Below are 13,253 nucleotides of genomic sequence, written 5' to 3'. Positions count from 1 at the left end.
TAATGTTACATTATAACATTATCAATTTGCAAATGAGTTTCATTCATGTCTTCATTAGTCCGCCTAGAAAAACTGTGCGTAGAATTCGACGGTCGAAGAGTTCTTGATAATATAAACATAGACTTAGTAAAGGGTAAAATCACCACTCTCATCGGCCCAAACGGCGCTGGAAAATCCACTTTAGTTAAGGTTATTTTAGGCCTACAAAAACCCTCATCTGGCAACTTGCGCAAACAACCAAAGCTAAAAATTGGTTACGTCCCACAAAAGCTAACACTCAATGAAACTTTACCTTTAAATGTTCTGCGTTTTTTAAACTTGGCGGGTAAGTACAGTCAGCAAGAGTGTCTAGATGCCTTAAAACTCGTAGGAGCGGAACACTTAATTCATAACAATATGCACTGCTTATCTGGTGGAGAGTGTCAGCGCGTACTTCTGGCTCGAGCTCTGCTGCAGCGTCCTGAACTATTAGTTCTAGACGAGCCTGCTCAAGGTGTTGATATCCAAGGCCAAATTGATCTATATGATTTAATTGAAAGCATTCGCCATCGATTCGAGTGCGGTATTTTTATGGTCTCTCACGACCTGCACCTAGTTATGGCAAAAACAGATGAAGTCATTTGTTTGCATCATCATGTTTGCTGCTCTGGTTCACCCGCCGACATCACCCAGCACCCTTCATACATTGCACTGTTTGGTAATGCGACCAGAGAATCTTTAGCCTTCTACCATCATGACCACGCACATCACCATGATTTAGCGGGCTCTCCCGTTTCAGGGGATGCAAATTCTTGTGCAGATCATTCACACGGACATCATCACCATGATTGAATTTTTACTTCCCTCAATTCTGGCTGGCCTTGGTATCGCTATCATCTCTGGTCCACTTGGCTCATTTGTCGTTTGGCGTAGAATGGCCTATTTCGGAGATACCCTTGCTCATGCCTCTCTTATGGGTCTCGCTTTAGGCTTTCTACTTAACGTTAACCTATACTTGGCATTGCTCGTGTGCTGCTTGATATTGGCTGTGGTTCTTGTCACATTGCAGAAACAGCAGGTGGTCGCAACCGATACACTACTGGGTATTTTAGCTCACAGCTCCCTTTCGATCGGCTTAGTTTCTGTCAGCTTTCTCGACAACGTTCGAGTAGACTTGATGAGTTATCTCTTTGGCGACTTACTGGCGGTGTCACCACAAGATTTAATTTTCATCTATGCCGGTGTTGTGACTATTGGCACCTGCTTATTTGTGTTCTGGCGGCCACTACTATCCAGTACAGTCAGTGAAGAGCTAGCCGCAGTAGAAGGCGTCAATATCGACTTAGTTCGCTTAGTTCTTATGCTGATGGTCGGCATTGTGATTGCCGTGGGCATGAAATTTGTCGGGGCATTAATCATGACATCTTTATTAATTATTCCCGCAGCGAGCGCTAGAAAAGTCTCATCTTCTCCGGAGCAAATGGCTTTGATTGCCTCCATTATTGGCTCTATTTCGGTCTTGATGGGGTTAAGCTTGTCATGGAATTTTGATACTCCAGCGGGCCCATCTGTGGTTATAAGTGCAACCAGCTTATTCATGTTAAGCCAATTTATTCGACGCAGAACTTAGGGCTATTTTCTATCGTTAATAAGTTAATAAGTTAATAAGTTAATAAGTTAATAAGTTAATAAGTTAATAAGTTAATAAGTATAAAGCCAACAGCTTAAACGCACTAAAAAGCCTGCAAACTATGCAGGCTTTTACGTTTTAACTGAGTATTGGCAAATACCGATATTTGCAGATGTGGCTATTTACCAACCCGTTACTTCACGCAGACCTTGTCCAATCTCGGCTAAAGATTTTACTGTCTTAACACCCGCGGCCTCTAGAGCGGCGAATTTATCTTCAGCGGTTCCTTTACCACCAGAGATAATGGCACCTGCATGGCCCATTCGCTTACCTGGAGGTGCCGTCACGCCAGCAATATAAGAAACAACCGGTTTAGTGACGTGTTCCTTGATGTACGCGGCCGCTTCTTCTTCCGCTGTACCACCAATTTCACCAATCATAACAATGGCTTCAGTTTCTGGGTCTTCTTGGAAAAGCTTCAGAATATCGATAAAGTTTGAACCAGGGATTGGGTCACCACCAATGCCTACACACGTTGATTGGCCAAAGCCTTCATCCGTTGTTTGCTTAACCGCTTCGTACGTAAGTGTACCAGAGCGAGAAACGATACCAACTTTACCTTTTTTATGGATATGACCAGGCATGATGCCGATCTTACACTCATCAGGAGTAATAACACCCGGGCAGTTAGGACCAATCATGCGAACGCCAGTCTCTTCCAACTTAACTTTCACATCGATCATATCCATGGTCGGGATGCCTTCCGTAATTGTGACGATAAGCTCAATGCCAGCATCAATCGCTTCTAGGATCGCATCTTTACAGAATGGTGCAGGTACGTAGATAACGGTTGCCGTGGCACCCGTTACTTCCACTGCTTCACGCACAGTATTAAAAACTGGTAGACCAAGATGCATTTGACCGCCTTTACCCGGAGAAACGCCACCCACCATTTGTGTACCGTATGCAATCGCTTGCTCAGAGTGGAAAGTACCTTGACCACCAGTGAAGCCCTGACAGATTACTTTGGTGTCTTTGTTAATTAATACAGACATTATTTCGCCTCCGCAGCAGCAACAACTTTCTGAGCAGCGTCTGTTAGCGACTCTGCAGCAATGATATCAACATCAGAATTAGCAAGAACCTCACGGCCACGATCGGCGTTAGTTCCCTCTAAACGAACAACAACAGGGACGTTTACACCCACTTCTTTAACAGCACCGATAATGCCATCAGCAATCATGTCACAACGAACAATACCGCCGAAGATATTCACCAATACCGCTTTAACGTTGTCATCCGATAGAATAATCTTAAATGCTTCAGCTACACGCTCTTTGGTTGCACCACCACCTACATCTAAGAAGTTTGCTGGCTTACCACCGTGAAGGTTCACAATATCCATTGTCCCCATCGCTAGGCCTGCGCCATTAACCATACAGCCAACATTGCCATCAAGCGCCACGTAGTTCAATTCCCACTGAGCGGCATGCGCTTCACGCTCGTCTTCTTGTGAAGAGTCGTGCATATCACGAAGCTTAGGCTGACGATAAAGAGCATTTGAATCAATATTGATCTTACCGTCTAGGCACAATAAATCCCCCTCTCCCGTAATAACGAGTGGGTTGATCTCTAGTAGTGCAAGGTCGTATTGAGAGAACATTTTACCAAGACCCAAGAAGATCTTAACAAATTGTTTGATTTGATCGCCTTTAAGACCAAGCTTAAATGCGAGTTCACGACCTTGGTAAGCCTGTGGGCCAACAAGAGGGTCGATCGCTGCTTTGTGGATTAATTCTGGCGTTTCTTCCGCCACTTTTTCAATTTCTACACCACCTTCAGTAGAAGCCATAAACACGATTTTACGCGTTGCACGATCCACGACCGCGCCAAGGTAAAGCTCGTTGGCAATATTCGATGCTTCTTCTACAAGGATTTTAGTGACTGGTTGGCCATTGGCGTCAGTTTGGTATGTCACCAAATTTTTACCTAGCCATTTTTGAGCGAATTCTTTTACACCATCTTTGGTATCATGAAGCTCAACACCACCCGCTTTACCACGGCCACCGGCATGTACTTGGCACTTAACAACTTTTTTGTCGGTGCTAATACGGCCTGCCGCTTCAAACGCTTCTTGAGGTGTATTACAGGCATAACCTTCAGGTACAGGTAGCCCGAACTCTGCAAACAGCTGTTTGGCTTGATATTCATGCAAATTCATTTTGATATTCCGTTTGTTTTCCCTTGAGGGATTTATTATTTCCATAAAACCACATTAAATGCGGTATATCTGTAGGGTCTTTTCAAATCACGGTTCACTGAGTGTCTCAGTGCTTCAGTGAAATGAAGGCTAGAAAGAAGAAATCAAGCTAGCCCAAGTTGAGGTAAGCACCGAGCTATCCTACACAGCTCGGTACCTATCAAGATTAAACGTCTAGCAATAGACGTGCTGGATCTTCCAATAACTCTTTAATCGTCACTAGGAAACCAACAGACTCTCGGCCGTCAATTAAGCGGTGATCGTAAGAAAGAGCCAAGTACATCATTGGCAGAATTTCTACCTTACCATCCACAGCCATAGGACGCTCTTGAATCTTATGCATACCCAAGATAGCCGATTGTGGTGGGTTAATGATTGGCGTCGACATCAATGAACCAAATACACCACCATTTGTGATAGTAAAGTTACCACCCATCAACTCATCAACGGTCAATTTGCCATCACGGCCTTTGATAGCCAGCTCTTTGATGCCTTTTTCGATATCAGCAAAGCCAAGAGTGTCACAATCTTTTAGTACTGGGGTCACTAGGCCACGCGGTGTAGAAACCGCCATGCTGATGTCGAAGTAGTTGTGGTAAACAATATCATCACCGTCGATAGACGCGTTGACTTCTGGGTAACGTTTCAGTGCTTCAGTTACTGCTTTCACATAGAAAGACATGAAACCAAGACGAGTACCATGACGCTCTTCGAATTGATCTTTGTATTGCTTACGCAGATCCATGATTGGCTTCATGTTCACTTCGTTGAAGGTCGTCAGCATTGCTGTGTTATTTTTCGCTTCAAGCAGGCGATTCGCTACTGTTTTACGTAGACGTGTCATCGGAACGCGCTTCTGGCTACGAGCTGCCGCTGGTGCTTGAACAGGCGCTTCAGCTTTTGGTGCTGATTTTTTCGATGCTAAATGAGCTTCGATATCTTCACGAGTGATACGACCACCAACGCCCGTTCCTTTAACTTGCGCAGCATCTAAACCATGTTCGGCTAGAAGACGACGAACAGCTGGGCTGAGTGCATCGTTACTTTCTTCAGTAAGTGCCGCTTTATGGCGTTTATCAGGAGATGCCGCCTTATCTTCTGTTGTGTCTACTGTTGGTTCTCCAGCAACAGCACCAGGCTTAAGTCTTGCAATCAATTGTTTAGATAGAACAGTCGCTCCATCTTCTTCAAGAATGGCTTCTAAAACACCGGCTTCCGGAGCGGGTACTTCAAGCACAACTTTATCGGTTTCAATATCAACCAAGATCTCATCACGCTCTACAGCGTCACCTGGTTGTTTATGCCATGTTGCTACGGTTGCATCGGCAACTGATTCAGGTAAATCTGGAACCAGAATTTCAATTGTCATATTTATTTCTTCCTTTTACTTCTAGTTCTTATTCGAAGTTTTTGTATTCACATTTAGCGCGTCTTCAACCAACGCTTTTTGTTGTTTCAAGTGTACCGACATGTAACCGACTGCTGGCGAAGCTGAAGCTGGTCGGCCTGCATATTTAAGGTCAGCGCCAGTAGGAATCGCTGCACGGAAATTATGCTGACTACAGTACCAAGCACCTTGGTTTTGTGGTTCTTCTTGACACCAAACAAAGTCTTCCACATTCGTGTAAGAAGCAATAGCTGACTGAACTTCTTCCAGAGGGAACGGGTAAAGTTGCTCGATACGCACAATCGCGACGTCTTCTTGCTCGTTATTGCGACGTTGTTCAAGTAGATCGAAATAGACTTTACCTGAACAGAAAACAACACGTTTCACTTTGCTCGGATCCAAGCTGTCGATTTCTGGGATCGCAGGCTGGAAAGTACCATCAGAAAGCTCTTCTAATGAAGATGTACACAAAGGATGACGTAGTAATGACTTAGGCGACATCACAATCAGAGGTCTACGCATCGGACGCACCACTTGGCGGCGTATCATGTGATAAACCTGCGCTGGCGTTGATGGAACCACAACTTGCATATTTTGCTCAGCACACAATTGCAGGTAACGCTCTAAACGTGCAGAAGAGTGCTCTGGGCCTTGGCCTTCATAACCATGAGGAAGTAACATCGTTAAACCACACAAACGCGCCCATTTTTGCTCACCGGAAGAAATGAACTGATCGATCACAACTTGAGCGCCATTAGCAAAATCACCAAACTGCGCTTCCCATATGGTCAAACCACTTGGTTCAGCGGTTGCGTAACCGTATTCAAACGCCAGCACGGCTTCTTCTGAAAGCACAGAGTCGAAGACTTGGAAAGGGCCTTGTTTATCGTGAATGTTAGCCAATGGGATGAATGTACTCGCATCGATTTGGTTGTGGAGTACTGAATGGCGGTGGAAGAAAGTTCCACGGCCCGCATCCTGTCCTGAGATACGGATACGTTTACCATCATCAACTAAGGTAGCGTAAGCCAGTGTTTCGGCCATACCCCAGTCGACAGGTTTCTCTCCGCTGACCATCGCGGCACGATCGTTGTACAACTTGTTTACACGGCTCTGAAGCTTGTGACTCTCAGGGTGCTGAATGACACGTTGTCCAAGTTCTTTCAAACGTTTCTGATCAAAAGTACTGTCCCACGCGGTATCCCAGTCATGCCCAAGGTATGGTGACCAGTCAACAGAGTGTAATGCCATTGGACGCCACTCTTTAACAACAACTTCACCTTTGTCCAGTGCATCACGATATTCATTAACAAGCTGAGTCGCTGTTTCAATGTCTGATTCGTTCTTATCAATCAGGACATCCGCATAAAGCTTACGTGGCGTTGGGTGCTTTTTGATTTTTTGATACATCAACGGTTGCGTCGCATTCGGCTCATCCGCTTCGTTATGACCATGACGACGGTAACATACCAAGTCAATCACAACATCACGTTTGAACTCGTTACGATAATCCAATGCGATGCGTGTAACAAATGCAACGGCTTCTGGATCGTCCGCATTAACGTGGAAAATTGGTGCCTGTACCATCTTCGCGATGTCGGTACAGTACATGGTCGAACGGGTATCGCGAGGATTCGAAGTCGTGAAACCAACTTGGTTGTTGACAACAATGCGTACCGTACCACCAACACAGAAACCACGAGCTAAGGACATATTAAATGTCTCAGCGACCACACCCTGACCAGCAATCGCCGAATCACCATGAATAGTAATTGGTAAAACGCGGCTGCCATCGTGGTCCCCTAGGCGATCTTGGCGTGCACGCACGGAACCAATCACCACTGGGTTCACAATCTCTAAGTGAGAAGGGTTAAATGCGAGCGCTAGGTGAACATCCCCACCCGGCGTTGCAAAGTCAGCAGAGAAGCCTTGGTGATATTTCACATCACCAGTACCCCACGTATCATCGTGTTTTCCTGCAAACTCATCGAATAAGTCTTGTGGTCTTTTACCGAGAACGTTGACTAACATGTTCAAGCGTCCACGGTGCGCCATACCAATAACGACTTCGCGCATGCCGTTTTTACCCGCATGACGAATCAATTCTTTCGTCATTGGAATCATGGCATCACCACCTTCCAATGAGAATCGCTTAGCACCTGGGAATTTCGCTCCCAAGTAACGCTCTAAACCTTCAGCTGCCGTAAGCTCTTCAAGGAAAGTACGTTTTTCATCTTGATTAAAAGAAGGTTGACCGACTACAGATTCTAAACGTTGTTGAATCCAACGTTTTTGCTCTGTATCTGTCATGTGCATGTATTCCGCACCAATCGAACCACAGTAGGTTTTCTTTAGAGCAGAATAAATGTCTTTTAACTTCATGGTATCTTGACCAATGGCCAAAGAACCTACGTTAAAAGTTTCTTCAAAATCATCTTGAGTAAGGTTATGGAATGCTGGATCTAGCTCAGCCACGGGCGGGCGTAACCATAAACCTAAAGGATCAAGCTCTGCTGCTTCATGTCCGCGAAAGCGGTAGGCATTAATTAGCTGTAGAACTTTTACTTGTTTAGCGTCGACATCTGGGTCACTAACTTGGACACTGTAATGCTTTGTTTCTTGAGCGAGTCGTCGGAAGTAATCTCGGACACGTGAATGCGGCTGTTCAGCCACTTCTTCTGAGCTCTTAGGTAACTCATCGAATACACGTTTCCATTCCTCACTTACCAAATCTGGATCACTTAGATACAGTTCGTAGAGGTCCTCTACATATGTTGCATTGGCGCCAGCCAAGTGTGAAGACTCGAGCCATGCCTTCATCACGCCGTTGTGCATATTTTCCCTTAACCAGTAGTTTTCACGTTTGCTTCGGTCTTCGCCGAGCTATTAAGCCAGCCGATTCCGGCTGGCAATTTTTGTTATCAATTATATAGAACGATTGATCAGCATCGACTTAATATGACCGATGGCTTTTGTAGGGTTAAGCCCCTTAGGACAAACACTTACACAATTCATGATGCCATGGCAACGAAAAACGCTAAATGCATCATCAAGATCAGACAAGCGTTCATTTGTTGCTGTATCACGGCTATCGATTAACCAACGGTATGCAGCAAGTAAGCCTGCTGGACCAATAAATTTATCCGGATTCCACCAGAATGATGGACAAGAAGTCGTACAACATGCACACATAATACATTCGTACAGACCATCTAAATGAGCACGCTCATCTGGTGATTGTAAATTCTCACGAGAAGGCGGTAGTGCACCATCATCAATCAAAAATGGTTTTACCTTCGCGTAGTTGTCATAGAACTGAGTCATATCAACAATCAGATCGCGAACAACAGGTAAACCAGGTAGTGGACGAATAACAATCTTACTGCCTTTTAGCGCAGAAAGAGGCGTGATACATGCCAAGCCATTCTTACCATTCATATTAAGACCGTCAGAACCACATACACCCTCACGACAAGAACGACGGAAAGAAATGCTTGGATCTTGCTCTTTGAGTAAAATCAGCGCATCTAGCACCATCATGTCAGAGCCTTCCTCGACTTCAAGGGTGTACTCTTTCATATAAGGTTTCGTATCTACATCCGGATTGTAACGGTATAAAGAGAAGTTTAATTTCATTGTCATATCCTCCCTTTAATATGTACGTACTTTTGGCGGGAAAGCTTCACGATGTACAGGTGACATATTAACGTCACGCTTTGTCATTGCTTCTGTTTCCGGGTTGTAGATTGAGTGACATAGCCAGTTTTCGTCATCACGTTCTGTGAAATCAGAACGAGCATGCGCACCACGGCTTTCTGTACGGTAGTTCGCTGCTACAGCTGTAGAGAAGGCTGTTTCCATCAGGTTATCCAGCTCTAGACACTCAATACGCTGCGTGTTGAATTCAGAAGACTTATCAGCAAGGTGGGCATTTTGTAGGCGCTCACGAATCACTTTTAGCTCTTCTAGGCCTGTTGCCATTGCATCGCCTTCACGGAAGACCGAGAAGTTGTTTTGCATGCAAGATTGTAGATCTTTACGGATTTGAACTGGGTCTTCACCGCCTTTGCTGTTCTCCCAACGCATAGTACGTGCTAGAGAAGCTTCAATGTCAGATTCGGTTGCAGGGCGAGCTTCAGATTGTGCAGCCAAGGTTTCACCAAGGTGTAGACCCGTTGCACGACCAAATACCACGAGATCAAGCAGCGAGTTACCACCCAGACGGTTTGCACCGTGTACTGATACCGAAGCGATCTCACCACAAGCGTATAGACCTTGAACTTCAACGTCTCGGCCATCAGTAGTCTGCTTAATTGCTTGACCAGAAACCTGAGTTGGAACACCACCCATCATGTAGTGACACGTTGGAATAACTGGAATTGGCTCTTTCACTGGATCCACGTGCGCAAAGGTACGTGAAAGTTCACAGATACCAGGTAGACGAGATTCAAGAACATCTTTACCAAGGTGATCCAGTTTTAGTTTGATGTGTGGACCCCAAGGGCCATCACAACCACGACCTTCTCGGATTTCAATCATCATTGAACGCGCAACGACATCACGACCTGCGAGATCTTTCGCGTTTGGTGCATAACGCTCCATAAAGCGCTCGCCGTCTTTATTTAGAAGGTAACCACCTTCACCACGACAACCTTCAGTAACAAGAACACCTGCGCCAGCGATACCCGTTGGGTGGAACTGCCACATTTCCATGTCTTGCATTGGAACACCTGCACGCAGCGCCATACCAACACCGTCACCAGTATTGATGTGAGCGTTCGTTGTAGAGGCGTAAATACGACCTGCGCCACCTGTTGCTAGGATAGTTGCTTTCGATTTGAAGTAACAAATCTCGCCCGTTTCCATACAGATAGCAGTACAGCCCATGATCGCGCCATCTTGGTTTTTCACCAAGTCGAGTGCGTACCACTCAGAGAAGATGGTTGTTTTGTGTTTCACATTTTGTTGGTAAAGCGTATGAAGCAGTGCGTGACCAGTACGGTCTGCCGCAGCAGCAGTACGAGCCGCTTGCTCACCACCAAATTCTTTCGATTGGCCACCAAACGGACGTTGGTAAATAGAGCCGTTCTCAAAGCGAGAAAATGGTAGGCCCATCTTTTCAAGCTCAATGACTGACTCTGGGCCATTTTTACACATGTATTCAATGGCATCCTGATCACCGATGTAGTCTGAACCTTTCACGGTATCGTACATGTGCCATTGCCAATCATCCTTGTGTGAGTTGCCAAGTGCAACCGTGATTCCGCCTTGGGCAGAAACAGTATGAGAACGAGTTGGAAATACTTTAGACAACAAAGCACAGGACAAGCCTTGCTCTGAGATTTGCAGTGCCGCACGCATGCCTGCACCACCAGCGCCGATTACTACGGCATCAAATTCACGAACTGGAATAGACACTTACGCACCCCACAAAATAAATAGACCAGAGAAGACATAGCCGAATAGTACAGCGATAACACCAAGTTGAAGCGCACCACGTAATATTGTGCACTTGATATAGTCAGTGAATACTTGCCACATACCAATCCAGGCGTGGATCAGAACAGAAACAAGAGCCAACATGGTGAAGATCTTAGTGAATGTACCACCGAAAAACTGAGTCCATGATGCGTAAGAGATATCAGAGAAAGCACAAAAGCTAACCAAATAAATCGTGTATAGGGTCATAATGATTGCTGACGCACGTATCAATAAGAAATCATGAACGCCATTACGACCAAATGAAGAAACGTGTTTTACCATACTAAAATTCCTGCCAATACTGATAATACTGCGGTTGCAGCAAAAGCAACTTTCGCACTCATTGCTCCTGACTCTAGCTCTTCAAAATGACCTAGATCCATCAGGAGGTGACGTATACCTCCTGCAATGTGATACGCAAGTGCAGTCAGAATGGCCCACAAGATAAACTTCACTACAAAGCCATCAACGATATTTGCAGCTTCCATGAACCCTACAGGGGATGACAGGGAAATAGACAGTAACCAAAGTAATATACCCACCGCAACAAACGTAATTACACCAGAGACTCGGTGTAGAATTGACGCTATAGCTGTGATGGGAAAGCGGATAGTCTGTAAATCTAAATTAACAGGTCTTGACTTTCTTTCTTTCACGGGCTTGCTCACTCAGCTCCATTAAGCATTTATTGTTATAACCAATTTCAGCTTCCAAACGCACAAAAGTTAACATTTATTTAACAAAAACCAACCATTCAAGCGACAGATAATTGTTTAAAAAATACTAACGGGAAGAACCTAAAAACAAACCTCACTTTTGTTCCTAGCCCCCTCTATTCATAAGGATTTGACTAAAATCTTCTGTGTCAATATACGACCAGCAACATTCTAATACAATTGATGTAACAAATAATGCTACACAGCACAGATTTTTAACGATTTTCATGAGAAAAATCATAACATGTGCACACAAAAATCGAGAAGAATTGACATTAAGCTTTAACAACAGTACAAAAATGGCACATAAACATCCTGGATGGATTAAATAATAAACAAAGGAGATTGTTATGGCGGATAAGAAAGCGACCCTTCATGTTGAAGGTCAAGCGCCGATCGAACTGCCAATTATGGAAGGTACCCTGGGTACACCTGTAATTGATGTTCGTAAACTGGGAGCTAATGGTTATTTTACATTTGACCCTGGTTTTCTTGCCACTGCATCTTGTGAGTCATCAATCACATACATCGATGGTGGAAAAGGAATCCTTTTGCACCGCGGGTATCCGATTGATCAATTGGCCAATAACGCAGATTATCTTGAAGTATGTTACATCCTGCTTTATGGCGAAGCCCCAACACGTGATCAATATGAGCAATTTAAAACAACGGTCACCCGACACACCATGGTTCATGAGCAAATCGCAAGCTTCTTCCATGGTTTTCGACGTGATGCACACCCAATGGCTGTTATGTGTGGTGTGGTTGGTGCTCTGGCTGCGTTCTACCACGATTCACTTGATATCAATAACGATGAGCACCGCGAAATTGCAGCGTATCGCTTATTGTCAAAAATGCCGACTCTTGCGGCAATGTGTTACAAATATACGATCGGTCAACCGTTTATCTACCCTCGCAACGACCTGAACTATGCAGAAAACTTCCTGCATATGATGTTTGCAAATCCGTGCGAAGAGTACGACGTGAATCCCGTTGTTGCTCGCGCTATGGATAAGATTTTCACACTTCATGCGGATCATGAGCAAAACGCGTCAACGTCTACAGTTCGTTTATCTGGCTCGTCAGGTGCGAACCCATTTGCATGTATTGCCGCAGGTATTGCATCTCTATGGGGGCCTGCTCACGGTGGTGCGAATGAGGCATGCTTGAGAATGCTCGAAGAAATTGGCAGTGTCGATAACATCCCAGAGTTCGTTGATCGTGCCAAAGACAAAGACGACCCATTCCGTTTAATGGGCTTCGGACATCGTGTCTACAAAAACTACGATCCACGTGCAACGGTGATGCGAGAGACATGCCATGAGGTGCTGAAAGAGCTTAATATTAAAGATCCACTGCTAGACGTTGCAATGGAACTTGAACGTATCGCACTCTCTGACGAGTACTTCGTGTCTAAGAAACTGTATCCGAACGTAGATTTCTACTCTGGTATTATCCTGAAAGCGATCGGTATTCCAGTGTCAATGTTTACGGTTATCTTTGCTATTTCTCGTACTATCGGATGGATTGCTCACTGGAACGAAATGCACAGTGACCCACTCAACCGTATCGGTCGTCCTCGCCAACTCTACACCGGTGAAACACAGCGTGACTTTTCACCACTGCATGAACGTGAATAAACTTTAGTTCCTGATATAAAACAAGGGGTAATAATCATTACCCCTTGTCGTCATTCATTAATGATACTTGTCACTTTTATCGAAGGTTCAGGTGACTCGATGTCCTAAAATAGACCGTTAGATTTATTGGTAATATACTTCGTTACTTCAAGGTGCTTAG

At 44.8% G+C, this 13,253-nt stretch carries 11 protein-coding genes; 3 read left to right on the top strand and 8 right to left on the bottom strand.

The features are described 5' to 3' along the window. Positions 1-45: 45 nt before the first annotated feature. Positions 46-831, top strand: coding sequence for a zinc ABC transporter ATP-binding protein ZnuC (znuC, locus tag BS333_RS04310; protein WP_021709646.1), 786 nt, complete (start codon positions 46-48; stop codon positions 829-831). Continuing rightward, positions 824-1,609, top strand: a complete 786-nt coding sequence (gene znuB, locus BS333_RS04305) for a zinc ABC transporter permease subunit ZnuB (protein WP_021709645.1) — start codon at positions 824-826, stop codon at positions 1,607-1,609. The genes znuC and znuB overlap by 8 nt, the downstream gene beginning before the upstream one ends. 182 nt (positions 1,610-1,791) lie before the next feature. Here the strand turns inward: znuB and sucD are convergent, their stop codons facing one another. From sucD to sdhC, 8 genes are all read right to left on the bottom strand, one after another. Then, positions 1,792-2,664 carry a succinate--CoA ligase subunit alpha gene (sucD, locus tag BS333_RS04300; protein ID WP_021709644.1) on the bottom strand — a complete coding sequence of 291 codons (873 nt, stop codon included), beginning with the start codon at positions 2,662-2,664 and terminating at the stop codon, positions 1,792-1,794. Then, positions 2,664-3,830 carry an ADP-forming succinate--CoA ligase subunit beta gene (gene sucC, locus BS333_RS04295; RefSeq protein ID WP_021709643.1) on the bottom strand — a complete coding sequence of 389 codons (1,167 nt, stop codon included), beginning with the start codon at positions 3,828-3,830 and terminating at the stop codon, positions 2,664-2,666. The genes sucD and sucC overlap by 1 nt, the downstream gene beginning before the upstream one ends. Positions 3,831-4,035: 205 nt before the next feature. Next, positions 4,036-5,238, bottom strand: a complete 1,203-nt coding sequence (odhB, locus tag BS333_RS04290) for a 2-oxoglutarate dehydrogenase complex dihydrolipoyllysine-residue succinyltransferase (protein ID WP_021709642.1) — start codon at positions 5,236-5,238, stop codon at positions 4,036-4,038. A 21-nt stretch (positions 5,239-5,259) separates the two neighbouring features. After that, positions 5,260-8,091 (bottom strand): 2-oxoglutarate dehydrogenase E1 component, encoded by a 2,832-nt coding sequence (sucA, locus tag BS333_RS04285; RefSeq protein WP_021709641.1) that lies wholly within the window; start codon positions 8,089-8,091, stop codon positions 5,260-5,262. A gap of 90 nt (positions 8,092-8,181) precedes the next feature. Beyond that, positions 8,182-8,892, bottom strand: coding sequence for a succinate dehydrogenase iron-sulfur subunit (locus BS333_RS04280; RefSeq protein ID WP_033003704.1), 711 nt, complete (start codon positions 8,890-8,892; stop codon positions 8,182-8,184). A 15-nt stretch (positions 8,893-8,907) separates the two neighbouring features. Beyond that, positions 8,908-10,674, bottom strand: coding sequence for a succinate dehydrogenase flavoprotein subunit (gene sdhA, locus BS333_RS04275; protein ID WP_021709639.1), 1,767 nt, complete (start codon positions 10,672-10,674; stop codon positions 8,908-8,910). Further along, entirely contained in the window at positions 10,675-11,019 is a 345-nt protein-coding gene (gene sdhD, locus BS333_RS04270) for a succinate dehydrogenase, hydrophobic membrane anchor protein (protein ID WP_021709638.1), read from the bottom strand. It abuts the gene before it with no gap. Then, positions 11,013-11,405: a succinate dehydrogenase cytochrome b556 subunit gene (sdhC, locus tag BS333_RS04265; RefSeq protein WP_021709637.1), complete on the bottom strand. Its 393-nt coding sequence runs from the start codon at positions 11,403-11,405 to the stop codon at positions 11,013-11,015. The genes sdhD and sdhC overlap by 7 nt, the downstream gene beginning before the upstream one ends. Positions 11,406-11,803: 398 nt before the next feature. Here sdhC and BS333_RS04260 point away from each other — a divergent pair, with 398 nt between their 5' ends. Continuing rightward, the gene (locus tag BS333_RS04260) at positions 11,804-13,093 is read left to right on the top strand and encodes a citrate synthase (protein WP_021709636.1); all 1,290 of its coding nucleotides are present in this window, start codon (positions 11,804-11,806) and stop codon (positions 13,091-13,093) included. Positions 13,094-13,253: the final 160 nt, after the last annotated feature.

It is taken from the genome of Vibrio azureus, from assembly GCF_002849855.1.
Lineage (GTDB): Bacteria > Pseudomonadota > Gammaproteobacteria > Enterobacterales > Vibrionaceae > Vibrio > Vibrio azureus.
This window is presented reverse-complemented; position numbering and strand designations above follow the sequence as displayed.

Coding starts and splice junctions, on each gene's coding strand:
- BS333_RS04280 (WP_033003704.1), bottom strand. CDS start 8,892: ATGAAATTAAACTTCTCTTTATACCGTTACAATCCGGATGTAGATACG.
- znuB (WP_021709645.1), top strand. CDS start 824: ATGATTGAATTTTTACTTCCCTCAATTCTGGCTGGCCTTGGTATCGCT.
- BS333_RS04260 (WP_021709636.1), top strand. CDS start 11,804: ATGGCGGATAAGAAAGCGACCCTTCATGTTGAAGGTCAAGCGCCGATC.
- sucC (WP_021709643.1), bottom strand. CDS start 3,830: ATGAATTTGCATGAATATCAAGCCAAACAGCTGTTTGCAGAGTTCGGG.
- sdhD (WP_021709638.1), bottom strand. CDS start 11,019: ATGGTAAAACACGTTTCTTCATTTGGTCGTAATGGCGTTCATGATTTC.
- znuC (WP_021709646.1), top strand. CDS start 46: ATGTCTTCATTAGTCCGCCTAGAAAAACTGTGCGTAGAATTCGACGGT.
- odhB (WP_021709642.1), bottom strand. CDS start 5,238: ATGACAATTGAAATTCTGGTTCCAGATTTACCTGAATCAGTTGCCGAT.
- sucA (WP_021709641.1), bottom strand. CDS start 8,091: ATGCACAACGGCGTGATGAAGGCATGGCTCGAGTCTTCACACTTGGCT.
- sucD (WP_021709644.1), bottom strand. CDS start 2,664: ATGTCTGTATTAATTAACAAAGACACCAAAGTAATCTGTCAGGGCTTC.